The sequence below is a fragment of the Serinicoccus marinus DSM 15273 genome (assembly GCF_008386315.1).
Lineage (GTDB): Bacteria > Actinomycetota > Actinomycetes > Actinomycetales > Dermatophilaceae > Ornithinicoccus > Ornithinicoccus marinus.
In genome coordinates, this window is the sequence record NZ_CP043808.1 from 3302255 (window position 1) to 3325861 (window position 23607).

Annotated in this window: 24 protein-coding genes and 3 pseudogenes; 12 read left to right on the forward strand and 15 right to left on the reverse strand. The window is 73.9% G+C overall.

The window, feature by feature from the left end:
* The first annotated feature begins 15 nt into the window (after positions 1–15).
* The 4 genes from FU792_RS16035 (at position 16) to FU792_RS16050 (ending at position 3548) form a co-directional block, all read left to right on the forward strand.
* Positions 16–1158 (forward strand): citrate/2-methylcitrate synthase, encoded by a 1143-nt coding sequence (locus tag FU792_RS16035; RefSeq protein WP_022923567.1) that lies wholly within the window; start codon positions 16–18, stop codon positions 1156–1158.
* Positions 1159–1174: 16 nt separating this feature from the next.
* The gene (locus FU792_RS16040; protein ID WP_161600286.1) at positions 1175–1636 is read left to right on the forward strand and encodes an aldose epimerase family protein; all 462 of its coding nucleotides are present in this window, start codon (positions 1175–1177) and stop codon (positions 1634–1636) included.
* A 46-nt stretch (positions 1637–1682) separates the two neighbouring features.
* The gene (locus tag FU792_RS16045) at positions 1683–2285 is read left to right on the forward strand and encodes a rhomboid family intramembrane serine protease (RefSeq protein ID WP_022923565.1); all 603 of its coding nucleotides are present in this window, start codon (positions 1683–1685) and stop codon (positions 2283–2285) included.
* 246 nt (positions 2286–2531) lie between these two features.
* Positions 2532–3548: an LLM class flavin-dependent oxidoreductase gene (locus tag FU792_RS16050; RefSeq protein ID WP_022923564.1), complete on the forward strand. Its 1017-nt coding sequence runs from the start codon at positions 2532–2534 to the stop codon at positions 3546–3548.
* A 122-nt stretch (positions 3549–3670) separates the two neighbouring features.
* Here the strand turns inward: FU792_RS16050 and FU792_RS16055 are convergent, their stop codons facing one another.
* Positions 3671–5068 carry an MFS transporter gene (locus FU792_RS16055; protein ID WP_238706008.1) on the reverse strand — a complete coding sequence of 466 codons (1398 nt, stop codon included), beginning with the start codon at positions 5066–5068 and terminating at the stop codon, positions 3671–3673.
* A 136-nt stretch (positions 5069–5204) separates the two neighbouring features.
* The gene (locus FU792_RS16060) at positions 5205–5687 is read right to left on the reverse strand and encodes a MarR family winged helix-turn-helix transcriptional regulator (protein WP_022923562.1); all 483 of its coding nucleotides are present in this window, start codon (positions 5685–5687) and stop codon (positions 5205–5207) included.
* Positions 5688–5787: 100 nt separating this feature from the next.
* Here FU792_RS16060 and FU792_RS16065 point away from each other — a divergent pair, with 100 nt between their 5' ends.
* Both FU792_RS16065 and FU792_RS16070 read left to right on the forward strand, forming a co-directional pair.
* Complete coding sequence (locus FU792_RS16065; RefSeq protein WP_022923561.1) at positions 5788–6195, forward strand: VOC family protein; 408 nt, start codon at positions 5788–5790, stop codon at positions 6193–6195.
* 45 nt (positions 6196–6240) lie between these two features.
* Positions 6241–7290: an NAD-dependent epimerase/dehydratase family protein gene (locus FU792_RS16070; protein WP_022923560.1), complete on the forward strand. Its 1050-nt coding sequence runs from the start codon at positions 6241–6243 to the stop codon at positions 7288–7290.
* Here the strand turns inward: FU792_RS16070 and FU792_RS16075 are convergent.
* The 3 genes from FU792_RS16075 to FU792_RS16085 all read right to left on the reverse strand — a co-directional run bounded on the left by FU792_RS16075 (position 7280) and on the right by FU792_RS16085 (position 10261).
* Positions 7280–8314, reverse strand: a complete 1035-nt coding sequence (locus FU792_RS16075; RefSeq protein ID WP_022923559.1) for a lactonase family protein — start codon at positions 8312–8314, stop codon at positions 7280–7282. The two genes, FU792_RS16070 and FU792_RS16075, sit on opposite strands and share 11 nt — an antisense overlap.
* A gap of 34 nt (positions 8315–8348) precedes the next feature.
* The gene (locus FU792_RS16080; RefSeq protein ID WP_022923558.1) at positions 8349–9593 is read right to left on the reverse strand and encodes an alpha-amylase family protein; all 1245 of its coding nucleotides are present in this window, start codon (positions 9591–9593) and stop codon (positions 8349–8351) included.
* Between the two features lie 107 nt (positions 9594–9700).
* The gene (locus tag FU792_RS16085; protein ID WP_022923557.1) at positions 9701–10261 is read right to left on the reverse strand and encodes an AMIN-like domain-containing (lipo)protein; all 561 of its coding nucleotides are present in this window, start codon (positions 10259–10261) and stop codon (positions 9701–9703) included.
* A 97-nt stretch (positions 10262–10358) separates the two neighbouring features.
* Between FU792_RS16085 and FU792_RS16090 the strand changes: the two genes are divergently transcribed.
* The gene (locus FU792_RS16090; RefSeq protein ID WP_149814900.1) at positions 10359–12401 is read left to right on the forward strand and encodes an NADPH-dependent 2,4-dienoyl-CoA reductase; all 2043 of its coding nucleotides are present in this window, start codon (positions 10359–10361) and stop codon (positions 12399–12401) included.
* Positions 12402–12431: 30 nt separating this feature from the next.
* On the opposite strand, the gene FU792_RS18235 is transcribed toward FU792_RS16090, so the two are convergent.
* Positions 12432–12860: a MarR family winged helix-turn-helix transcriptional regulator gene (locus FU792_RS18235; RefSeq protein ID WP_022923555.1), complete on the reverse strand. Its 429-nt coding sequence runs from the start codon at positions 12858–12860 to the stop codon at positions 12432–12434.
* A 110-nt stretch (positions 12861–12970) separates the two neighbouring features.
* Between FU792_RS18235 and FU792_RS17100 the strand changes: the two genes are divergently transcribed.
* On the forward strand, positions 12971–13180 hold the full coding sequence (locus tag FU792_RS17100; protein WP_022923554.1) for a hypothetical protein: 210 nt from the start codon (positions 12971–12973) through the stop codon (positions 13178–13180).
* On the opposite strand, the gene FU792_RS16105 is transcribed toward FU792_RS17100, so the two are convergent.
* On the reverse strand, positions 13161–13820 hold the full coding sequence (locus FU792_RS16105) for a pyridoxamine 5'-phosphate oxidase family protein (protein WP_022923553.1): 660 nt from the start codon (positions 13818–13820) through the stop codon (positions 13161–13163). The genes FU792_RS17100 and FU792_RS16105 overlap by 20 nt on opposite strands.
* Positions 13821–13901: 81 nt before the next feature.
* On the opposite strand from FU792_RS16105, the pseudogene FU792_RS19465 reads away from it, so the two are divergent.
* The 3 genes and pseudogenes from FU792_RS19465 to FU792_RS16115 form a co-directional block, all read left to right on the forward strand.
* Positions 13902–14168, forward strand: a pseudogene (locus FU792_RS19465) (GntR family transcriptional regulator); the annotation flags it as partial.
* Between the two features lie 325 nt (positions 14169–14493).
* A pseudogene (locus tag FU792_RS17445) lies at positions 14494–15447 on the forward strand (aminotransferase-like domain-containing protein); the annotation flags it as partial.
* A 59-nt stretch (positions 15448–15506) separates the two neighbouring features.
* Positions 15507–15773 carry a YdeI/OmpD-associated family protein gene (locus FU792_RS16115; RefSeq protein ID WP_022923551.1) on the forward strand — a complete coding sequence of 89 codons (267 nt, stop codon included), beginning with the start codon at positions 15507–15509 and terminating at the stop codon, positions 15771–15773.
* A 144-nt stretch (positions 15774–15917) separates the two neighbouring features.
* On the opposite strand, the gene FU792_RS16120 is transcribed toward FU792_RS16115, so the two are convergent.
* The 4 genes from FU792_RS16120 to FU792_RS16135 are packed head-to-tail and all read right to left on the reverse strand — an operon-like array spanning position 15918 to position 18438.
* Positions 15918–16598 carry a nucleoside/nucleotide kinase family protein gene (locus FU792_RS16120; RefSeq protein WP_022923550.1) on the reverse strand — a complete coding sequence of 227 codons (681 nt, stop codon included), beginning with the start codon at positions 16596–16598 and terminating at the stop codon, positions 15918–15920.
* A 50-nt stretch (positions 16599–16648) separates the two neighbouring features.
* Positions 16649–17374, reverse strand: coding sequence for a class I SAM-dependent DNA methyltransferase (locus FU792_RS16125; RefSeq protein ID WP_022923549.1), 726 nt, complete (start codon positions 17372–17374; stop codon positions 16649–16651).
* 60 nt (positions 17375–17434) lie between these two features.
* On the reverse strand, positions 17435–17881 hold the full coding sequence (locus FU792_RS16130; RefSeq protein WP_022923548.1) for a helix-turn-helix domain-containing protein: 447 nt from the start codon (positions 17879–17881) through the stop codon (positions 17435–17437).
* On the reverse strand, positions 17878–18438 hold the full coding sequence (locus FU792_RS16135) for a hypothetical protein (RefSeq protein ID WP_237739961.1): 561 nt from the start codon (positions 18436–18438) through the stop codon (positions 17878–17880). Before FU792_RS16135 ends, FU792_RS16130 begins: the two co-directional genes overlap by 4 nt.
* A gap of 206 nt (positions 18439–18644) precedes the next feature.
* Between FU792_RS16135 and FU792_RS16140 the strand changes: the two genes are divergently transcribed.
* Complete coding sequence (locus tag FU792_RS16140; protein WP_022923546.1) at positions 18645–19301, forward strand: DUF2461 domain-containing protein; 657 nt, start codon at positions 18645–18647, stop codon at positions 19299–19301.
* Between the two features lie 587 nt (positions 19302–19888).
* Here FU792_RS16140 and FU792_RS18995 read toward each other — a convergent pair.
* The 4 genes and pseudogenes from FU792_RS18995 to FU792_RS16160 all read right to left on the reverse strand — a co-directional run bounded on the left by FU792_RS18995 (position 19889) and on the right by FU792_RS16160 (position 23606).
* Complete coding sequence (locus FU792_RS18995) at positions 19889–20512, reverse strand: molybdopterin cofactor-binding domain-containing protein (protein WP_338101191.1); 624 nt, start codon at positions 20510–20512, stop codon at positions 19889–19891.
* Positions 20490–22028 (reverse strand): annotated as a pseudogene (locus FU792_RS19000) (xanthine dehydrogenase family protein molybdopterin-binding subunit); the annotation flags it as partial. The pseudogene FU792_RS19000 and the gene FU792_RS18995, both read right to left, overlap by 23 nt.
* A 13-nt stretch (positions 22029–22041) precedes the next feature.
* Positions 22042–23025, reverse strand: coding sequence for an FAD binding domain-containing protein (locus tag FU792_RS16155; protein ID WP_338101132.1), 984 nt, complete (start codon positions 23023–23025; stop codon positions 22042–22044).
* Positions 23022–23606, reverse strand: coding sequence for a 2Fe-2S iron-sulfur cluster-binding protein (locus FU792_RS16160; RefSeq protein ID WP_022923542.1), 585 nt, complete (start codon positions 23604–23606; stop codon positions 23022–23024). Before FU792_RS16160 ends, FU792_RS16155 begins: the two co-directional genes overlap by 4 nt.
* Position 23607: the final 1 nt, after the last annotated feature.

Genomic DNA, 23607 nt, shown 5'->3' on the forward strand with positions numbered 1-23607 from the left:
CGGCAGTCTCCCCTCATGACCAGCACCGTGCAGCACGCCCCGCCCGGCCTCAAGGGCCTCGTCGTCGCCCGCACCCGCACCGGGGGTGTCGAGGGGCAGGAGGGCTTCTACCACTTCCGGGAGTACTCCGCGCTCGACCTGTCCCGGCACCGGTCCTTCGAGGACGTCGTCCACCTCATGATCGAGGGGCACCTGCCCGACGCGGCGGAGTCACGCGCCTTCGCCGACGAGCTCGCCGCCGCCTCGATGCTCCCCCACGAGCTGCTCGAGCAGTTGCTGGCCATCGCCCGCTCGGGCCCGGACCGTGCGTCGCTCGCCCGGCTGCGCACGGCGGTGTCGCTGCTCGGCTCGGTGGAGGACTTCCCCGCCACCTACGGCGCCACCCACGAGAAGGTTCGGGCCGGCGTGCTCCGGCTCGTCGGCGTGGTCCCGGTGCTCCAGGCGGCGCTCTTCCGGCTGCGCGCGGGTATGCCACCGCTCGAGCCCCGCCCGGAGCTCGGCGCCGCCGGCAGCTGGCTGTGGATGCTCACCGGGCAGGAGCCGGCACCCGAGCACGCGGAGGCGGTCACGGCATACCTCATCAGCACGGTCGACCACGGCTTCAGCGCCTCGACCTTCACCGCCCGCGTGGTGACGTCGGCAGGTGCGGACGTCGCGTCCGCGGTGTGCGCCGCCCTCGGCACCTTCTCCGGACCGCTGCACGGCGGAGCACCCGACCGGGCGCTCGACGCCCTCGACGAGATCGGCACGCCGGACCGGGCGCGCGACTGGGTCCGTGAGCGGGTCTCGAAGGGCGAGCGGATCATGGGTTTCGGGCACGCGGTCTACCGCACGACCGACCCGCGTGCCGTGCTCATGCGGGAGCACGCGCAGCGCCTCGGTGGGCCGCTCGCCGAGCTGGCCGTGGCGGTCGAGCGGGAGGTCGTCGGCGCCCTCGCCGAGCTCAAGCCGGGCCACGAGCTGCACACCAACGTGGAGTACTACGCGGGCGTGGTCATGGAGCAGTGCGGCATCCCGCGGGCGATGTTCACCCCGACCTTCGCGGTGGCGCGCGTCGTCGGGTGGGGCGCGCACATCCTCGAACAGACCGAGGACCCGCGGATCATCCGGCCGTCCGCGGAGTATGCCGGGCCACCCGCCCCGGCGCCGCTGCCCTGAGCCCTGGTCTGCTGCGGTGACCCCCGACCCCACGCAGCACACCCTGACCACCGCGGGCCTGCGGCTGTCGACCCTCTCGACCGGCGACTCGGTGACGTCCTGCGAGGTCGAGGACGCCGACGGCGGGTGGAGCGAGGTGGTCCTGGGCCACCGCGACCTGCGCTCCTACGCCCGCGGGGGCTACCTCGGTGCCACCATCGGCCGGGTGGGCAACCGCATCGCCAGCGGCTCCTTCGAGCTGGACGGCACGGCATACGACCTCACGGTCAACGACCGCGGCAACACGCTGCACGGCGGCGCGGCGGGTTTCGACCTGCAGGAGTGGCTCGTCGAGGAGGGTCCGGCCCACGTCACGTGGGGGCTCGTCTCGCCCGACGGCGACCAGGGCTTCCCGGGCGAGGTCGAGGTCGAGGTGAGGTATGCCCTCGCCCCGGAGACCTTCACCTCGTGCACGCTGTGGCGGCTGAGCACCTCCTGACCGCCGTGACCGCCATCCGGCGCCGCCGCGGTGGGAGACTGGGGCGATGAGCCAGCCCGCCACCCGCCGACCCGACCTGCCCGCCTGGGCGCGGCGCGTCATGCCGGTCCTCGTGCTCGTGGCGCTGATGTGGGTCAGCGAGATCGTCGACCTCGTGCTGCCGCTGCGGCTCGACCAGTTCGGCATCCGGCCGCGCGACCCCGGGCATCTTGCGGGCATCGTGCTCAGCCCGTTCCTGCACCTCGGCTTCGGGCACCTGCTCGCCAACACGGTCACCTTGCTCGTGCTCGGCTCGCTGCTCGCCCTGACGACGCGCCACCTGTGGCTCGTGACCGGCGGCGTGGTGCTGCTCGGCGGGCTCGGGGTCTGGCTGCTCGGCGGGCCGGGGACGGTGCACATCGGGGCCAGCGGCGTGGTCTACGGGTATGCCGCCTTCCTCGCGGTCTACGGCTTCGTCGCCCGCCGGGTGTGGCAGGCGGTGCTCGGGCTGCTCGTGGTCGTGGTCTACGGCTCGATGCTGTGGGGCGTGCTGCCGGTGCGCGAGGGCGTCTCCTGGCAGGCGCACCTCTTCGGCGCTGCTGCGGGGGTGGCGCTGGCGGTCTGGCTGGGCCGCCGGGACCGCTCGCGCGTGCCGCTGGCCCCTCGGTGAGCTGAGACCACGCCCACCGACCGCGGGGTCATCGCCCACCGACCGTAGAAGTCTCGCCGGGGCAGGCATTCCACCGTCGGCGGGCGGCCGCAGCGAGTGTGGTGACCGTAAGAGTCTCGCCGGGGCAGGCATTCCACGGTCAGCGCGTCAGACGAGCACGAGCAGCGCCACCACGACGAGGAGGATGAGGACGTCGACCATGACGCACCGGAGGAATGTCGCGCAGCCTCGCGCGTTGACCTGGGTATGAAGCGCATCGGCTTTCTCTCCTTCGGCCACTGGACCCCGCACCCGCAGTCCGCGACGCGGTCGGCCTCCGACGTCCTGCTGCAGTCGATCGACCTCGCCGTCGCCGCGGAGGAGCTCGGCGCGGACGGCGCCTACTACCGGGTGCACCACTTCGCCCGGCAGCTCGCCTCGCCGTTCCCGCTGCTGGCGGCGGTCGGCGCGCGGACGGAGCGGATCGAGATCGGCACCGGGGTCATCGACATGCGCTACGAGAACCCGCTCTACATGACCGAGGACGCCGGCGCGGCCGACCTCATCTCCGGCGGCCGGCTGCAGCTCGGCATCAGCCGCGGCAGCCCCGAGCAGGTCGTCGAGGGCTACCGGCACTTCGGCCACGAGCCGCGCGAGGGTGAGACCGATGCGGACATGGCGCGGCGGCATACCGCACGGTTCCTGGACGCGCTCTCCGGCGAGGGCTTCGCCGAGCCGAACCCGCGCCCGATGTTCCCCAACCCGCCCGGGATGCTGCGGCTGGAGCCGCACTCCGAGGGCCTGCGCGAGCGCATCTGGTGGGGCGCCGGCACCCGCGGGACCGCCGAGTGGGCCGCCGAGCAGGGGATGAACCTCATGTCGTCCACGCTGCTCACCGAGGACACTGGCGTCCCCTTCCACCAGCTGCAGGCCGAGCAGATCCAGCGCTACCGCGACGCCTGGACCGCGGCCGGGCACACCCGCGAGCCGCGGGTGTCGGTCAGCCGCAGCGTCTTTCCGCTGCGCACCGACCAGGACCACGCCTACTTCGGGCTGGAGCGGCGCAGCACCGACCAGGTCGGCATCATCGATGGTGCACGGGCCACCTTCGGCAAGACGTATGCCGCCGAGCCCGAGGATCTCGCGCGGCAGCTCGCGGCCGACGAGGCGGTCGCCGCGGCGGACACGCTGCTGCTGACGGTCCCCAACCAGCTCGGCGTCGACTACTGCGCGCACGTCATCGAGGGCGTGCTGGAGGTGGCGGCCGAGCTCGGCTGGCGCTGAGCCGTCGGCCGGGGAGTGCGGTCGGTCTTGCCTGACCTACATCGGGCTGTAGGGCGATGAAGGTTGCACGAGACCGACCAAACTCCGGCCGAGGACGGGGGGAGCCCGTGATCGTGCTCGGGTCAGTCGTCGACCCGGACGCCGCGACCGCGGTGGGTCAGCGCGACCCAGGTGGCGGCGCCCAGGCAGGTGAGCGCGCCGAGGAGCGCCGACCAGGCCGGGGTCGTGAGCCCGGCGACCAGGCCGGCGCGGGCGTTGCCGATGTCCGGGCCCGCGACCCCGATGACGTGCTCCACCGAGGACACCCGGCCCAGGTGGCTGTCCGGCGTCGCGAGCTGGACCATCGCCGCCCGTGAGGTGACCGAGACGGTGTCCGCCGCCCCGGCCACGACGAGCGAGCCGAGCGCCGCCCACGCCAGCCCGGTGAGCGCGGCCAGGCCGAAGCCGAGCAGAGCCAGCCCCCATACCCCGACGGCCAGCAGCTGCACGACGCCGAGGCGACGCCGCCGCGTGACCAGCCCGGACATCAGGCCCGCGCTCACCCCGCCGATGGCGATGCAGGTGAGGAACAGGCCGAGGGTGCGCGGGTCCCCGCCGAACAGAGCCTGGTTGACCATCGGGAAGAGCGCGACGGGGAACGCGAGCAAGGTCGCCGCGAGGTCCAGCAGGAACGACCCGCGCAGCACCGGGTCACGCCGCACCTGCGCGACCCCCTCGGCGAGCAGGACGAGGGCGGTGCGCACGCGTCGGCGCAGCCGGGCACCCCGCGCGCCGGGGTATGCCCTCCCACCGGTCTCGGTCCGGGGCACCGGACGGCGATCCGGGGCGGCGTCGCTGCCGTGGTCCGAGGACTCACCCCGCTCGGGAGGTGTGTCCTGCTCGGGCGGCGTCCCCCGGTCCGAGGACTCGCCCCGCTCCGGCGGCAGCAAGGGCAGCGCCCAGACGGTCCAGGCGCTGAGCGCGAGGGCCACGGCGTTGACGAGGTAGCAGGCCGCCGGGGAGGCCACGCCGAGCAGGAGACCGCCGAGCGCGGGGCCGACCATCATCGCGGCCTGGAAGCTGATCATGTGCAGAGCGATCCCGGCAGGGACGAGCGCGCGCGGCAGGAGCCGCACGATGAAGGTGCGCCGGGCCGGCGAGCCCAGCGCGCTGCAGGCCGTCTGCAGGCTCAGGACGCCGAGCAGGAGCGGGAGCGGGTAGAGCCCGACGACCAGCTGCGCGGCGAGCGTGGTCGCCGCCAGGGCCTGTCCGGTGGTGGCGGCCAGCGCCACCCGGCGCCGGTCGAGGACGTCCGCGACCGGCCCGCCGACCAGCCCGAAGACGATCATCGGCACCGCCTGCGCCACGCCGATCAGCGCCACCGAGAACGGGTTGCGCGTCATCTCCCAGACCTGGAAGAGCACGGCGACGACCGCGACCTGGTGGCCCAGCCCAGAGAGCGCACCTCCCGCCCAGATGCGGCGGTATGCCTGGCTGTGCCGCAGCGGCGTGAGGTCGATCAGGGCGCCGCGCGGACTCACCTCCCGCCCCACCGGGCGTCGCGAATGGTTGCCACAGTCCCCACCGAGCGCCGCGAATGGTTGCTCCTGAACCGACCGAGCGTCGCGAATGGTTGTTCCTGAACCCACCGAGCGTCGCGAATGGTGGCTGCGCGGCTCACTCCGGCCCGTTCAGGTGGTCCGCCAGCCGCTCGGCGAACGACCGGCGCCCGAGCGCCGCCGCCAGGTCCGCGGCGGCCTGGCTGAGCGCATACGGCAGCTCGGCCTCGACCTCGGCGATCGCGGCCTCGGTGGCCCGCCACTCGGCCTCGGCGAACGGGACGAGCGCCCGACCGCGATCGGTCAGGGTGACGATGCGGGTGCGCCCGTCCTGACCCGCCTCGCTGGTCACGAGACCGGCTCGGCGCATCTGCGCGATGGTCTGGGAAAGGGCCGAGTGGCTGCGGTCGACCTCGGCCGCGAGCGCCGTGATCGTCATCGGCCCCAGGCGGGCCAGCCGGATGAGAGGGAGCGCGAAGCGCGGTCGCACCTCCCCCTCGCCCCGCTCGCGATAGACAGCAGCGACCGCGGCATCCATGTCCCCCAGCACGGCGAAGAGCTGCTCGAAGCGGCTCTCACGGGTCGGGTCGGGTGATGTCATAGCGCTAATAACAGCACTGTCAGGATCAGCGCTCGGCTTCCAGCCCCGGTCCACGGGCCCGACCGATGACTCTCGCACCGGCCGGGGGTCACACTGGGGCATGAGCACCGATCTGCCTCCCGCCCTCCTCGGCCTGGACGACGCCTTCAACGGCTTCTCCGTCGACGACCTCGACGCCGCGGAGGCGTTCTACCGCGACACCCTCGGCATACCTGTCGAGCGCAGCGAGGAGCCGATGGCCATGCTCTCGCTCCGCCTCGGCGCCCGGTCCGTCCTGGTCTACCCCAAGGGCCCGGTGCACACCCCGGCGTCGTATACCGTCCTCAACTTCCCCAGCGACGACGTGCGCGCGACGGTGCAGGAGCTCACCGACCGCGGGTTGGAGTTCCTGCGCTACGACGGTATGCCGCACGACGAGCTCGGCGTCATGACCGGCGGCGGCCCGCTCATCGCGTGGTTCACCGACCCGGCCGGCAACGTGCACTCGGTGATCCAGCGGGAGGGGTGAGCGGGGCCCCGGCCGCCAAGCGGGCAGGGCTGGTAGACCTGAGCCATGAGACTGCTGCTGCTCGGCGGGACCGCCTTCCTGGGCCGCGCCGTCGCCACCGAGGCCGCCGGCCGTGGACACGACGTGACCTGCCTCGCCCGGGGCAGCGCACCTCCACCTGACGACGTCACCTTCGTGCGTGGTGACCGGGACGAGCCGGACGGCCTGGCGCAGGTGCGGGACGAGGAGTGGGACGCCGTGATCGACGTCACGCGACAGCCCGGCCAGGTGCGGCGCGCGGTGGCCGAGCTGCGCACGCCGCACTGGGTCTTCGTCTCCACCGCCAACGTGTATGCCCCCGCGCCGGGTGTCCGTCCGGTCGAGACCGACGCGCTGGTCGAGCCGCTGGCGGGTGACGTGATGGGGTCGATGGAGGAGTACGGCCCGGCCAAGGTGGCCTGCGAGAAGGCGGTGCAGGACGGGATGGCCGCCGCCGGACGGAGCGGGACGCTGGCGCGTGCCGGGTTGATCGGTGGGCCGGGCGATGTCTCCGGGCGCCTGGGCTACTGGCCGTGGCGGTTCGCGCACCCCAGCGGACCTGACGTGATCGTGCCCGACGACCCCGACTTCCCCGTGGCCGTCATCGACGTCCGGGATCTCGCCGCGTGGCTGGTCGACGCCGCGGAGCAGCGGCTGGACGGGGCCTTCAACATCACCGGCGAGGTGGTGCCGCTGGGCGAGGTGCTCGCAGCCGCGGCCCGGGCGGCCGGAGCGAGGGTCCGTGCGCGGCCCGTTGACCTGCCGACCCTGGCCGAGCTCGGGGTCAACGCGTGGATGGGCCCACGGTCACTGCCGCTGTGGATCGACGACCCGGACCTGCGGCAGGCCATGGCTCTGGACATCTCGCGCGCCGTCGCGTCGGGGCTCCGGCTACGGCCGCTGGCCGAGACGCTGGCGGACACGCTGGCCTGGGAGGAGACCCGCGACGCCCCGCGCGCGGCCGGGCTCACCGATGCCGAGGAGCAGGAGATCCGGACCAGGCTGGACAGCCCACTCACGACGCCCGGTGGGTCAGAAGGCAACCATTCACGACGCCCGGTGGAAGTCAGACGGTGATCGAGCGGGCCCAGTTGGCGCCGGCGCCGGTGTCGTAGCGGCCGACCTCGGTCAGGCCGCCGTCGGCGTCGACCGAGACCAGCGCCACGTCGGTGTCCTGCTCACCGGTGACGACGGCGAGCTCGCCCCCGGCGAGCACGGTGAAGCCGCGCGGCTGGGTCACCGTGTCGATGATCGACACCGGCTCGCCCACCGACCCGTCGTCGGCCACCGGCAGGCTCGCGAGCGTCGACTCGCAGCGCTCGCTGGCCAGCAGGACGCGACCCTCCCACGCGAGGTGCAGGTCGGCGCCCCAGACGAGGTGTCCCTCGATCGGGTCGGCACCGAGCTCGCTGCGGCTCAGCCCCCGGTCCTGGGCATAGGCCGGCACCTGGCCCGTCAGCACCAGGTCGCCGCTGCCGTCCCGGGCGTAGGTCAGGACCTCCCCGGAGAACTCGGTCATGACGTAGGCGTGCGACTCGTCCGCGTCGAGCACGAGGTGTCGCGGCCCGGACCCCTCCGGCGCGGCAGCCGTCGGCGGCGCGAGCGGCGACAGCACGCCCGCGGGCGACAAGGCGTACTGCGCGACCACGTCGCCGCCGAGAGCCACGACGTAGACGTGCCGGCCGTCGCCGGCGACCGCGACGCAGTGCGCGTTGGGCCAGCTCACGGCGGCGGTGGGCTCCTCGACGTGCCCGTCGCCGTCGACGCCGAAGACCTGCGCGCTCCCCCCGCCGTAGGACGCCCCGACGAGCAGGGTCCCGCCGTAGGCCAGCGCGAGATAGGTCATCGAGCTCTCGACGTCGGTCCGCGACAGGTGCTCGAGCCGGCCGCTGCTGCGCTCTAGCGCGAAGACGTCGATGCCGGGCGGGTCGCCCTTGGCGGCGGCATAGACGAGGTCGCGCTCGGCGTCGATCGCGAAGGTGCCGCACCCCTGCCCCACCTCGCTCACCGCGATCCGCTGCAGCGCCGGCCCGTCAGGGTCGACCCGGAAGGTGCTCACCGTGCTGTCGCCGGCGTTGGCCACGAGGACGAGTTCGGTCATACCTCCACGGTATGCCGTCGCGCGGACAGCGTGGTCAGTCGCCCGCCGCCCAGCGGAAGAGCTCTCCGTCGGCGCCGGTCACGATCACCTGGGCCTGCGGCGCGAGCGAGAGCTCCACCCGCAGCCACTGGTCCTGCCCCGAGGAGACATAGGTGATCGCCTCGTTGCTCTGCGTCTCCACCTCGGTGCGGGCGCGCGCGAGCCAGGCGTGCTGGCGCCGCAGCCCGACGAGCCGGCGGTGCAGCGATCGCATCCACTCCCCGGCCGGGTCGAGGTCGGCGGGGGTGGCCGGGAGCTCGGGGCGGATGGCGTCGTCGCCGCCGAGCCGCTCCTCCTTGAGCCCCTGGTATGCCTGCTCGTCGCCGTAGTAGATCGACGGCATGCCCCCGACCGTCATGAGCACCGCGAGCGCGAGCGCCGCGCCCTCCTCGCCGACCTGCGTGGCGATGCGGGTGACGTCGTGGTTGCCGACGAAGGTCTGCGGCACGAAGGAGTCGAGCAGGGCGTCGTGCCGTCCCAGCGCGTGCGCGAGCTCCCAGCAGTTGGTGTCGTGGATCGAGCTCCAGACCGCCTTCCACAGCTCGTACTGCGTCACGGTGTCCAGGTCGCTGTCGGCGACGACCTGCGCGTAGTCGCCGTGGATGACCTCGCCGACGAAGAGCGCGTCGGGGAACTCCTCGCGCACCCGGGCGGTGACCCGCGCCCAGAAGTCGGCCGGCACGGCATACGCCACGTCGAGCCGCCACCCGGCGATCCCGCGCCGCAGCCAGCGCAGCATGACGTCGACCACGAGATGCTCGACATCGGGACTCCCGTGGTCCAGCTCGACCAGCCCCTCGTGCCCCTCCCAGGCCGCGGGCCGGCCGTCCTCGCCCTGCTTGAGCAGGTGCGCCCGGTCCGGGTCGTGGACCATCGGGTGGTCGGCGCCGACGTGGTTGAAGACCCCGTCCAGCAGCACCGACAGGCCCCGCTCCCGGGCCTCCTCGATGAGCTGGTCCAGGTCACCCTCGTCGCCCAGCCGGGGGTCGACCCGGTCGTGGTCGAGGGTGTCGTAGCCGTGGCTCGACGCGGCGAAGACCGGCCCGAGCAGCACCCCCGAGCAGCCGAGCTCGACGACGTGATCCAGCCAGGCCACGAGCCGCGGGAGCCGGTGCTCGACCGGCGCGTCGACCCCGCCCTCCAGCACGGCGGGCGCGCCGACCGCACCGAGCGGGTAGACGTGCCACCAGATCGCGTGGTCGAGCAGCCGCTGGGCGCCGGGGGCTGGGGTGTGGGCCATGCGCCCATCCTCTCGCAGGTCCTCCTCCCCGCACTGCCAGCCGGTCCGTCAACCGCCAGCCGGCACGAGCAGGCCGACAGCCGACGAACCGGCGGGCAGTGGCGTGCTCACCAGCGGTGGGCGACGTCGATGACCAGCCGCTGACCCGACCCGGGGCCGTCGAGCACGAAGGCCCGCATGGGCAGCCGCGCCCGCACCCCGAGCCCGATCGAGGTCTGGCCCTCGTAGCTCCCGCCGAGGCGCGCCTGGCGCAGCGTGCGGTAGCCGTCGGTGCCGACCAGCTCGGCCGGGCGGCGCGGGTCGTAGACCGGGTCGCCGTCGCCGTCGTAGGTCGGGTTGCCGACCACGACCTCGATCTTGGCCCCGCCGCGCAGCGACAGCGCCTGCCCGCTCCCGGGGGCACGGTACGTGCTGACGTAGCGCACCGAGTACTCCCCCGCGTCGCCGGAGACGTCGAGGACGACCCGGTCGAAGCAGGAGTGCCGGCCGGCCCGGACGTCCGTCAGCGGCGCGGGCTCGGTGTCGTAGCCGGTGACCTTGGGCAGCGAGCCCCAGGTGATGCCGCAGTAGGGCGCGGCGGTGGCGGCGGGTGCCGCGAGCGTGACCGGTGCGAGCGCCAGGCCCGCCAGCAGGGCGCTGGCCAGCAGGGCGCGTGGTGTGGTTCTCATGACGACCTCCTCGTCGTGACAGTGGTATGCCCATGTCGCACCGAGGAGGTGGAAGGTTGCCGCCAGATACCGATGCACCGGCGGTTACTGTGGGGTAATGACCCCCGGCGCGAGCGCATACCCGCACCTGCTGCGCCCGCTGGACCTCGGCCACCTCACGCTGCGCAACCGCGTGGTCATGGGCTCGATGCACACCAAGCTCGAGGACCGCGCGCGCGACATCGACAAGCTCGCGGCCTACCTGGGCGCCCGCGCCGAGGGCTGGGTCGGGCTCATGGTCACCGGTGGGTATGCCCCGAGCTGGCGCGGCTGGCTGCTCCCCTTCGGCTCGAGCATGGTCCGCGCGGCGCAGGCGCGGCGGCACCGCACGGTCACCGACGCGGTGCACGAGCACGACGGCGCGATCCTGCTGCAGCTGCTGCACGCCGGGCGCTACGCCTACCACCCGTTCGCCCAGGGGGCGTCCCGGGAGAAGTCGCCGATCACGCCGTTCCGGCCCTCGGCGCTGTCGACCCGGGAGGTCGGACGCACCGTCGACGACTTCGCCCGCTCGGCACGGCTGGCCCAGCGCGCCGGCTACGACGGCGTCGAGATCATGGGCTCCGAGGGTTATCTCGTCAACCAGATGCTCACGGCACGCACCAACGACCGCACCGACGAGTGGGGCGGCTCGGCGGCCGCCCGGATGCGCTTCCCGCTGGAGATCGTGCGCCGCACCCGGGAGCTGGTCGGCGACGACTTCGTCGTGCAATACCGCATGAGCCTGCTGGACCTGGTGCCCGACGGTCAGAGCTGGGCCGAGACGGTCGACCTCGCCCACGGGCTGGTCGAGGCCGGGGTCACCCTGCTCAACACCGGGATCGGTTGGCACGAGTCGCGCATCCCGACGATCGTCACCTCGGTGCCGCGGGCCGCCTTCACCTGGGTCACCGCGCGGCTGCGGCAGGAGGTCGACGTGCCCGTCATCGCCTCCAACCGGATCAACCGCCCGGAGGTCGCCGAGGAGATCCTCGCGGCCGGGGAGGCGGACCTGGTGTCGATGGCGCGCCCGCTGCTCGCCGACGCCGACTGGGTCCGCAAGACCGAGCAGGGCCGGGAGGCCGAGATCATCCCGTGCATCGCCTGCAACCAGGCGTGCCTGGACCACACCTTCGACAACAAGCGCGCCACCTGCATCCTCAACCCGCGCTCCGCGCACGAGACCGAGCTCGTGCTGCACCCCACCCGGTCGGCCAGGCGGGTCGCCGTCGTGGGCGCCGGGCCGGCAGGGCTCGCCTGCGCGGTCGAGCTGGCGGGGCGCGGGCATACCGTCGAGATGTTCGAGGCCGCCGACGAGGTGGGCGGGCAGTTCCGGCTGGCCGCGCAGATCCCGGGCAAGGAGGAGTTCCGCCAGGCGATCGCCTACTACGAGCACATGCTCGGGGTCCGTGGTGTGCGCGTCCACCTCGGTATGCGCGTCGTCGCGTCGGACCTCGAGGGCTTCGACGAGGTCGTGGTGTCGACCGGTGTGGCGCCGCGGGTGCCCGACATCGAGGGCATCGACCACCCCAGCGTGCTCACCTATCCCGAGGCGATCCGGGAGCCGGACCGGGCCGGGCGCCGGGTCGCGGTGATCGGCGCCGGGGGCATCGGCTTCGACGTCAGCCGGGCGCTGCTGCACGAGCCCGACGAGACCGTGGACGCATGGCGCGAGCGGTGGGGCGTCGCCGACCCGTGGGAGGAGCGCGCCGGGCTGGGCGACAAGGAGCACCCGCCGGTGCCGCGCGAGGTGCACCTCGTGCAGCGCAAGACCTCCCGGCACGGCACGGGGCTGGGCAAGACCTCGGGCTGGGTGCACCGGACCGAGCTGCGGGACGCGGGTGTCGGCTTCGTCGGCGGGGCGGAGTACGTCCGGATCGACGACGACGGCCTGCACCTCACGCTGCCCGTCGAGGGCGGCGACAAGGGCGAGCGGCGCCCGCACGTCCTGGCGGTCGACACGGTCGTGCTGTGCGCCGGCCAGGAGTCGGTGACCGACCTGGTCGAGCCGCTCGCCGCGCTCGGGGTGCCGGTCCACGTGGTCGGCGGGGCCGACGTCGCCGCGGAGCTGGACGCCAAGCGCGCGATCGCGCAGGCCACCGAGCTGGCCGCCCGGCTCTGAGGCGCCGGGCGTGGTCCGACGCCGTGGGCCTCAGGCCTGCGCGGTGCCGTCCTCGTGGTCCTCGCCCGCCTCCAGGGTCGCGGTGATCCGGCGCAGCCGCCGCTGCAGGTCGTGCGCCTCCTCCAGCGGGATCCCGACGTCCTCGACGACGCGGCGCTGGATCCGGTCGCTCTGGGCATACAGCTCTCGCCCCTGGTCGGTGAGCTCGAGCACCCACGACCGATCGTGCTCGGGCGGGTGGCTGCGGGCGACCGTCCCGGCCGCCTCGAGTCGATCAGCGTGCGCACCGTGGCGCGGGAGGCCGGGATCGGCGCCAGCACCCTGCGGCACTACTTCCCCACCCAGGCCGACCTCTTCGACGTGCTGCTCGAGCCGGCGCTGGACCGGGTGCTCCCCGACCTCCGCATCGCGGACCGTCGCGTGGCCCCGCGCCGCCGGCTCACCGGGTGCCTGATGCAATACTTCCCGTCAGAGTTCCTGCGACCGGAGCACACCGCGATGTGGTTCTCGTCGTATGCCGTGGCGGTCGGGCCGGGCGCGACCGCCACGGCACCCGCACCCTGGAGCGGATGGCCGCGCTGTCCCGAGACCGGATCGAGAGCTGGCTGGTCCGGCTCGAGGAGGAGGGGGCGCTGCTCGTGGAGCGGGACCGGGCGATGCGGCTCGTGCTGAGCGTCCTGGACGGCATCTGCGTCCAGCTCATCACGCCGGGCACGATCTTCACCGTCGACGACGTGCTCCCCACCGTGGAGCAGGCGGTCAGCGCGGTGGTGCGCTGACCGGGGTGGCGGGGTGCGCGTCGAGCACCGCCTGCACCGACGGCGGCACCGGCGCCGTGACGCCGGGGGTGGGTTCGGGCATACCCGCGACGACGCGCAGCGGGACCACCCCGGACCAGACGTCGGCGTCGGTCGCCGGGTCGGTGCCGCCGGTCCGCGCCTTGAACAGCCACGCCCCCTGCTCGATCGGCAGGGCCAGGCACGTCGTGGCGGCGAGCTCGCGCCGCGTGCTGCTGCGCACCTCGCGCGTGCGCCCGGGCAGCAGCCGCTCGGTCAGCCGGTCCAGCCCGGCCCGGGCGTCCTCCCCGGTGAGCTCGACCGGCGTCCCGCGCAGCACGGCGCTGCGGTAGTTCGCCGAGGAGTCGAAGGCGCTCTCGGCCACGACCAGCCCGTCCATCGACATGACCGTGAGCGTGACGGGCGCGCCGGCCCGCAGGTGCCGCAGCGCACCGGCGCCGGTGGAACCGTGCAGGAGCACCCGGTCGCCGTCCCGGGCGATGAGCAGGGGCACCGTCCACGGCAGACCGTCGACCACGGTGGCCAACACGCCGACAGGCACCTCGTCGAGCAGCTCGTCCAGGCGGGCGCGGTCGTCGGTGTAGCGCTCGGGCTTGCGGGTCGGGGTCGACAGGTCCGTCATGGCTCCACCCTCCCCCGTCAGTGGTCCTGCACCAGATCCACTCCGCGCACGAATCGGCGGACCACTTCTAGACTCAGTGGTATGCCCCTGCCCGTCACCCGGACCACCGCCCGACGTCCCTCCGTCCGGTGGCCCGGGCCCATCTCGGTCCAGGCCGGAGACGGGTCGCTGCCGCACCGGCTGAGCGGCGCCGTGGTCACCGCGATCGCCCGCGGTGAGCTCGCGCCGGGGGACGCGCTTCCCTCGACCCGCGCGCTGGCCACGCAGGTCGGGGTCGGCCGCGGCGTCGTCGTCCATGCCTACGACGAGCTGGCGGCCGCGGGCTACGTCGAGGCTCGCCGGGGCAGCGGCACGGTGGTCCTGCCCGGCGCCGACGTCGCGGCCCGCGCGGCACACCGGCCGGACCCGACCGGACACCCCGTCCGTCCGCGCGGGTCCGGGGAGACGGCGGACGCACGGGGTGTTCGGTCGGAGGGAGACGCGGACGGACGGGGTGTCCGGTCGCAGATGCAGGCGGACAGCAGGCCCGTCCGGTCGGCCGCGGGCGCGCTCGACCTCCGCCCGGGCCACCCCGAGCCCGCCCTGATCTCCGACCGGGACTGGCGCGCGGCGTGGCGGCAGGGCATACGGCACACCGGGTGCCGAGGCGCTCAGCCGAGCCCGGCACCCCGAGCTCGAGGCCGCCCTGGCCGACCACCTGCGCCGGATGCGCGGGCTGGTGGTCAGCCAGGACGAGGTGGTCGTCGTCCCGGGCGCCAGCGCGGCCTTCCGCATCCTCAGCGCCGCGGCCGGGCTCGCCGACCGGACGGTGGCACTGGAGGACCCCGGCTACCGCCGGGCGCGGGCCGCGTTCGTCCAGGAGGGCGCCCGAGTCCGCCCCGTCCCGGTGGACGACGACGGGCTCGACCCGGCGCTCCTGCACGACAGCGACGCTGCCGTCTACGTCACGCCGGCCCACCACTACCCGCTGGGCGCACGGATGCCGGTCGCGCGGCGGGTCGAGCTCGTGGAGCGGGCCCGCGCGTGGGGCCAGCTGGTCGTCGAGGACGACTACGACGGGGAGTTCCGCTACGGCGTGCCGCCGCTGCCCGCGCTGCGCTCGATCCGGGGCGCCGACGCGTGCACCGCCTACGTGGGGACGGCCAGCAAGATCCTCACCCCCGACCTCGGGCTGGCGTGGCTCGTGCCGCCGAGCCTGGTGCTGCCGGCGGTGCGCGAGGCGCAGGACAGCCTGTCGCTGGGAGCCTCACCGGTCGCGGCCCGTGCGCTCGCCCACCTCATCGACACCGGAGCGCTCGGCCGTCACCTGGCTCGGGCCGCACGCCTCTACCACGCCCGGCGGGACGCGCTCGTGGCCGCGCTCTCGGCCCGCCTGCCCGACCTGCGGGTGAGCGGCGTCGAGGCAGGGCTGCACCTGGTGCTCCTGCTGGCCGACCCGGCCGCGGACGACCGCGCGACGGCATCCCGGCTGCTCGAGCGCGGCATACGGGTGGAGGCGCTGAGCGACTACTACCTCGCCGCGTCGCGACCCGGGCTCGTCATCGGGTATGCCCGGATGCCGGAGTCGCGCGCGACGGACGTCGCCCGAGCCGTCGCCGCGTCGGTCGCGGAGGCGGTGCCCCGCTGAGCGGATCCGTCCCCTCGGGGGTGTCGCGCTTGCGCTGCGCAGTCCCTACAGTCGGGACCATGGCGACCACGACGGTGCCCGGCGGCGCGGTGCACGACCTGCCCGACGACCTGCGCGCGGAGCTGACCGACCACGGCGACGCGCTCGAGGCGTGGCTCGACATCACGCCGCTGGCCCGCAACGAGTTCATCTGCTGGGTCGAGGACGCCAAGCAGGACCGGACGCGCGCCCGGCGGATCCGCCGGACCCGGGAGGAGCTGCAGGAGGGGATGCGGCGCCCATGCTGCTGGCCCGGCTGCAGCCACCGGGAGCGGACCGGGTCCTGACCAGGCCCAGCCGCGCTAGGTCGCGCTCGGCACACCAGTCGCGGGCCTGGGTGACGTCGTCGGCGACGTAGCTCGGCGTGGCGACCCCCCGCAGCGGCCTCCTGGCGTTCATGCGGCCTCCTCGTGATCCGGTGACGCCCGAGCCTAGCCAGCAGCGCCGACGGACCCCTCGGTCCCGACCCACGTCCCGTCCGGGCCCGCCTGCACCACCAGGTCCGGGGCGTCCGACCGGTCCCGGATCGCGCGGGCGTTGGCCTCGTCGACCCGCTCGACCCAGGCGCGGGCCTCCTGCGGACTCTTGCCGAACTCGACGTGCCGCTCGACCAGCCGGGTCTGCCGCAGCTGCTCGTCGACCTCGACCCACCAGACCGCGTCGAGCCGGGCCCGCGAGGTCCGCCAGCGCGGGTGCGGGTCCAGCAGGTAGTTGCCCTCGGTGACGACGAGCCGCACCGCGGGCAGCACCACGAGGGCCGCGGCCACCGGCTGCTCGAGGGTGCGCTCGAAGCCGGGGGCGTAGACCGGGTCGGTCGTGTCGTCGCGCAGGCGGGCCAGGAGCGCGGCATACCCCTCGGCGTCGAAGGTCTCCGGGGCTCCCTTCACGTCCAGCAGCCCGAGCCGCTCCAGCTGGGCGTCGGCGAGGTGGAAGCCGTCCATCGGCACGTGCCCTACGTGGCCTGACCCGTGCCGCTCCGCGAGAGCGGCGACCAGGTCCAGCGCGAAGGTCGTCTTGCCCGAGCCCGGCAGCCCGGCGATGCCGAGCAGCGCGCACCCTCGCGCCGGGACCAGGGCATCGGCGAGGTCGAGCAGGTGCGGGGCGAGCGGCATACCCTCAGCGTCGCAGACGACCGGTGCTCTCCCCCGTGGAACCGCCCGGATCAGGCGCGCCAGACCGAGACGTGGCTCTCGCTCTCCGCGGTGAACGGCGCGCCGCGCCAGTCCGCGGTCCGGCTCTCCAGTCGCAGCCCCGCCAGGCGGGCCATGAGGTCGAGCTCGCTGGGCCAGACGTAGCGGAAGTGGTGCGGCCAGTAGCTGTAGGACCCCTCCGCCTCGCGCGAGTAGTGGTGCGACATCGCCTGCTGCGTCACCGGGTCGTAGGTGTCGAGCCCGACGTGCTCGGCGGAGACGTCGAAGGGGATCGCGACCTGGCCGGGCGGAAGCCGCCGCAGCGCCGGCACCCCGACCTCGACGACGAAGCGGCCGCCGGGCCCGAGGTGCCGCGCGGCGTTGGCGAAGCACGCCACCTGCTCGTCCTGCGTGGTGAGGTTGCCGATGGTGTTGAAGACGAGGTAGACCAGCGCGAAGGTGCCCTCGACCTGCGTGGTCGCCATGTCGCCGATGGTCACCAGGAGGTCGGGCGCCTTGTGACGCAGCTGCTCGGCCATCGGCTCGGACAGCTCGATCCCCACGACCTCCACCCCCCGCTCCGCCAGGGGTATGCCCACGCGCCCGGTCCCGATGGCCAGCTCCAGCGCGCGACCCTCACCGGCCAGCTCGGCGAGCCGGTCGACCGTCGGGTCGAGCACGTCCGGCGCGAACATCGCGGCGGAGGCCTCGTCGTAGCTCGCGGCCGTCGCCTCGTCCCACAGGTCGCTCGTCGTCATGGCGCCCAGCCTGGCGCGACACAGACCAGGACGCGAAGGGTTATCGCGCCTGAGCGGCCCCTACCTCGACGTCGCGGCGCCGGCTGCCCGCCGCATACGCATCAGCAGCGCGGCCGACGGCACGACCGAGCCGGAACGATAGGTCGACAGCCGGGAGGGGGACGTGCCGATCCGGCGGGCGAAGTCCGCCGCCGTCAGACCGCTCGCCCGGATCAGGCGCGTGACCTCGTCGCGGACCTCCGCACGCTCCGCGGCCGCTGCCTCGGCGCGGGCAGTGTCGATCGCGCGACCCAGAAGCACGGTGACTCCCGAGGCATCGGCATAGTCGAGGTAGTCCTCCACCTGACGGGCTACCGGCCCCCACGGGTCCTGGCGGATGCGCGCCGTGATCCTGGCCCAGTCACGGACACCTCCACGCTCCAGCAGTGCGATGACCGCCTCGTAGGGCCAGGTGTCCATCGGCTGCCCAGGGTCGACCTCGACATTGCGGGCAGGACGGGCCGTCACGGTTCCACCGCCCGGAGCAGCCCGTCGGACAACTCCTGACACACGCTCTCGACGGCGTGCCAGTCGTGCCATCGCGCATCCAGACCCCGGTAGCTGCCGAGCTGCTCGATCACCCGAGAGTCGCGGGGCCGCGGGGCGGCCAGTCGCTCCACCAGCGCTGTCAGCACCGAGTCTGCCTCGCCCGAGCGGTCGGCGTAGTAGTCGTCGATGCCGACCAGCACCCTGGTGGCCTCGCCGAGCCCCAGCCGGTCGGCGAGCGCCACGGTGTCCAGGTAGTCGCGCACCGCGTTGCGCTGCACCACGAGGTATGCCTTGATCCGCAGCATCTCCGGAAGGGGCGGGACGCGGACCGCCGTTCCCACGCGACCGCCGACGGGGACCTCCTCGACCTCGAGCGGGCGGGTGCGACGCAGCTGGCGCAACCCCGCTTCGATCCCGTCCAGGGAGCCCAGCAACGTCAGCGGCGGCGTGCTTGCGCGAACACTGGTGACCCACCCCTCGCTCGCCTCCACCGCCTCCACCACCTGGGCATACCGCTCTGACAGATCGCTGAGCACGTGGTCATGGTCCAAGGAGAGACGGTGCCCAGCGTGCAGGGCAGCTGCGGTCCCCCCGACGAGGACGGCCTCAGGGACCATCTGCTGCAGTCGAGCTGCAGAGGCGAGGACTGCGTCCAGGTCGACATCCATGGCGAGGATGTTATCGGAACAGATAACTCACTGTCAGCCTGCCGCCGCGCCGCTCGTGCGGGCACACTGGACCCATGTCCTCCTTCACCGGCATCCCGCACGCCGCGACCGACTTCTACGCCCGGCTCGAGGAGGACAACACCAAGGAGTTCTGGGCCGCGCACAAGGAGGACTACGAGCGGGACGTCCGGGCACCGCTGGTGGCGCTGACCGAGGCGCTCGCGCCGGAGTTCGGCGAGGCCAAGCTCTTCCGCCCGCACCGCGACGTGCGCTTCTCGAAGGACAAGAGCCCCTACAAGACGCACCAGGGTGCCTACGTGCAGACGGCCGAGGCCACCGGGTGGTACGTCCAGGTGTCCGCCGACGGGCTGCTGCTCGGCGGCGGCTGCTACCACATGGACTCTCCCCGGCTGAAGGCCTACCGCGCCGCGGTCGACTCGCCCGGGACCGGCCAGCAGCTCGAGCAGATCGTGGCCGACCTGCGCGGCGGGGACTGGGAGATCAGCGGCGAGCGGGTCAGGACGGCGCCCCGCGGGTGGGACCGGGAGCACGAGCGGATCGAGCTGCTGCGGCACAAGGACCTCGCCGGCATGCGGTGGGTCGAGAACGGCGACATCGTCACCACGCCCCGGCTCGTCGACGAGGTCCGTGAGCGCTGGGAGCAGGTGCGTCCGCTGGTCGACTGGCTGGCCGCGACCGACGCCGGTCGACCAGCAGCCGCCGCCCGATGATGATCCGCCCCGCCGAGCTGGCGGGGATCAAGGCTGGCGACGTCGCCTGGCCTTCCGCCGGTGGGACCGTCCCCGGGTCAAGGTCGGCACACGGCTGCGCACCGGGGTCGGACTCGTCGAAGTCACCTCGCTGGAGCAGGTGGCCGCCTTCTCGCTGCGCGCCGAGGACGCCCGCCGTGCCGGGGCCGCGAGCCTCGCTACGCTCCGCACCGGAACCTCTCGTGCGAGGTCCTCACCCTCCCCCGGCAGGTCCCACGTCAGCCGGAGCCGCCCCTGCGCCTGCGGCACGTCCCCGGACTCCTCCACCTCGACCACCTCGACCACCTCGACCGACAGCGGCACCTCCCCCGGGCCCGCGTGCGCGCGCTCCAGCTGGGCTGTCGCGTCCGCGGGGGTGCTGTCGACGAGCGACACCGCGGAGAGGTCACCGCTCTCCAGCCCTGCGGCCAGGTCGGTGGCCACCTGTTCCGGGCTCCCCTGCGGCCCGGCGTCGCAGGCCGCCGTGGTCCCGAGGAGGGCGGTGGCCAGCGTCAGGACGAGCAGGCGTCGCGCGTCCCCCCCGCCCGACGTGGTGCGACGGCGTCCGGTCATCGCGTGGAGGTCGACGTCGCCGCCTCCCACGCCTCGAGCACCCGCCCCGGGGTGAACGGCAGCTCGCGCAGCCGGACCCCGGTCGCGTCGAAGATCGCGTTGGCGATGGCGGCCGGGACCCCGACGATCCCGACCTCGCCGATGCCCTTGGCGCCGGTCGCGCCCATCCAGGGGTCGGGCTCGCCGACCCAGCCGACCTCGATGTCCACGACGTCGGCGTGCGCCGCCACGTGGTAGCCCGCGAGGTCGGCGTTGACGACGTGGCCGAAGCGCGGGTCGCGGTAGGACTCCTCGAAGAGGGCACCGGACAGGCCCATCGTCATGCCGCCGACGAGCTGGCTGCGCGCGGTGCGCGGGTTCATGATCCGGCCACCGTCGAAGTGGCCGTAGAGGCGCCGCACCCGGACCTCGCCGGACACCTCGCTCACCGCCACCTCGGCGAAGTGCACGCCGAAGGCCATCCGGGTCACGCCCCACCCCCTTGGGCATCCGGGTGCGCGCGCGGGCCGTGGCGCCCTCGGCGGGCGCGCTGCCGTGCTCCTCCCGGAAGGCCTGCGCCGCCTCGACCACCGCCGAGCCCCACCCGAAGGTGCCCGTGCTGCCGCCGGCGATGATCGCATAGGGCGCGTCGGTCGTGCCGATCCGCGCCTCGACCTGGTCCTGCGGCACGTCCAGCGCCTGCGCGGCGATCTGCGCCAGCACGGTCCACGCGCCGGTGCCGATGTCGCTGGCCTGCATGCTGACGACGTAGCGCCCGCCGGTATACGTGATCCGCGCCAGGCTCGGGCCCATGCCCATCTGCGGGAAGGCCGCGCACGCCAGGCCCTGCCCGAGCAGCCACTCGCCCTCGCGCCGACCGCCCGGCTCCCGCTGCTGCTCGAAGCCGAAGATCCGGGCGCCCTCGGTGAGGCAGGTGCTCACGTGGCGGCTGCTCCACGGCTTGCCCGACTCCGGGTCGACCTCCGGCTCGTTGCGCAGCCGCAGCTCGACCGGGTCGATGCCGGCCTCCCGGGCGAGCTCGTCCATCGCCGTCTCCAGCGCGAACATCCCGGTGTACTCCCCCGGCGCGCGCATGAAGGTGCCCGGCGCGATGTCGAGGTGCTGCGCGCGGTAGCCGATGCGACGGGTGGCGGAGTCATACATCGCCAGGCTCGGACCGGCGGTCGGGTCGATCCACGGGATGACCCGGGACACGGGGGCGAAGACGTCGTGCTCGATGGCCTGCAGCCGCCCCTGCTCGTCGGCCGCGAGCGCCACCCGCTGCCGGGTCTCGGGACGGTAGCCGGTGCCCGCGAACATCTGCGGCCGGGTGAGCGCGAGCTTGACCGCCTGCCCGGGCAGCATCCGCGCCGCCATGACCGTGACGATGAGGTGCGGGTGCGGCATACCCTTCGTGCCGAACGAGCCGCCGACGTAGGGCGAGACCACCTCGACCTGGGTCGGCAGCAGCCCGAACGCGCCCGCGAGCACGCCCTGCGGCGCGACGACGCCCTGGTTGCTGTCCCACACGGTGAGCCGCGTCGTGCGCGGCTGCAGCCTCGCCCACCGATCGTGCTCCTCGTGCCAGAGCGCGACGACGCTGTGCGGCTCGATCGGGTTGTGGTGGTTGGTGGGGGTCGCGTAGTCGCCCGCGACCCGGTATGCCGCCCCCGCCAGGGCGGCGTCGACGTCGCCGACGGTGTGCTGACCTGGGTAGATCCCCATGACCCGTCGCAGCGACCGGACGTCCCGACCGTGCTCGTCGACCCGGACGTCCGGCTCGCCGGGGGCGTAGTCGACCTGGACGAGGGAGGCGGCATACCTCGCGGTCTCCAGGCTGTCGGCGACCACCGCGGCGACGATCTCCCCCCGGTAGCGCACCCGCGGCTTGCGCAGGACGGTGAGGGTGGGCAGCGTCGGCAGGGCGAGGCGCGGGGCGTTGTCGTGGGTGAGGACGAGCCGCACGCCGGGCACCGCGCTCGCCGCCTCGGTGTCGATGCCGGAGATCTCGCCGGCGGCGATCGTGGACAGGACGGGAGCGAGGAAGAGCGCCTCGCCGACCTCGTGCTCGTAGGCGTAGGGCGCCAGACCTGCGACCTTGAGCGGGGCGTCGACCCGAGCGCGGTCCCGGCCCTGCTCGGTCGCGGCATCGCTCATGCGTCCTCCTCGGTCAGCGCGTCCAGCACCGCCGGGACGGCGCGCTGCAGCTGGAGCACCTTGTAGGCGTTGTCGGGACCGGGCGGGCCTGCTCCAGCTCGGCGGCGATCGCCGCGGCGTAGGCCTCGTGGGTGGCCGGGCCGCCGCGCAGGGCGTCCTCGGCGCGCCGGGCGCGGTGCGGCCTGTGGGCGACCCCGCCGAGCCCGAGCCGCACGTCCGCGACCCGGCCGTCCTGCACGTCGAGCGCGGCGGCGACGGAGACCGTGGCGAAGGCGTAGGACGCGCGCTCGCGCAGCTTGCGGTAGCGGGAGTGCCCGGCGAAGCCGGGACCGGCGATCTCGATCGTCGTGATGAGCTCGCTGCGGTCCAGCGTGGTGTCCTGCTCGGGGTGGTCGCCGGGGAGGCGGTGCAGGTCGGCGAAGTCGATCCGGCGCTCGCCGAGCGGTCCCTCGACGACGACGGTGACGTCCAGCGCGGCGAGCGCGACGCACAGGTCGGAGGGGTGCACCGCGACGCAGGCGTCGGAGGCGCCGATGAGGGCGTTGTAGGTGCCCAGCCCCTCGATCGCCGAGCAGCCCGAGCCCGGCTCCCGCTTGTTGCACGGGGTGCTCGGGTCCTGGAAGTAGACGCACCGGGTGCGCTGCAGCAGGTTGCCGCCCATGGTCGCCATGTTGCGCAGCTGGCCGGAGGCCCCCGCGAGCATCGCGGCGCTGACGACGGGGAAGCGTCGACGGACGAGCGGGTGCGCGGCGACGTCGGCGTTGCGCGCCAGCGCCCCGACCCGCAGCCCGCCGTCCTCCAGCTCGGTGACCTCGGTGAGGTCGAGGTGGCTGACGTCGATGAGCCGGTCCGTCTCGCGGATCCCCAGGCGCAGATGGTCGATGAGGTTGGTGCCGCCCGCCAGGTATGCCGCGCTCGCCCCGTCGTCGGTGGCGCCGACCGTGCGGCGCAGCGCGTCGGCGACGCTCCTCGCCCGCTCATAGGTGAACGGCCTCACGACGTTTCCTCCTCGGAGGCCCCGGTCGCGGCGGCGCGCTGCGCGGCGGTGTCGCGGATCGCGGCGACGATGTTGACGTAGGCGCCGCAGCGGCACAGGTTGCCGCTCATCCGCTCGCGGATCTCGGCGTCGCTGAGCTCTAGGGCGGCGTCCGGGTCGGCCAGCGCCGAGGGGTCGGTGACGTGGCTGGGCATACCAGCCGCGGCCTCGGCGAGCATCGCCTGCGCCGAGCAGACCTGCCCGGGCGTGCAGTAGCCGCACTGCAGCCCGTCGCGGTCGACGAAGGCCTGCTGCAGGTCGCTGAGGTCCTCCGGGCTCCCCAGCCCTTCGGCGGTGACCACCTCGGTGCCGTCCAGCGACGCGGTGAGCGACAGGCAGGAGACCACGCGTCGCCCGTCGACGAGGACGGTGCAGGCGCCGCACTGGCCGTGGTCGCAGCCCTTCTTGGCCGAGGTGACGCCCAGGTGGTCGCGCAGCGCGTCCAGCAGCGTGGTGCGGACGTCGTGGGTGAGCTCCTGGGGCGTGCCGTTGACGACGATCTTGGTGGAGAGGGTGCTGACTCCCCCGGTGTCGTGCTCCATC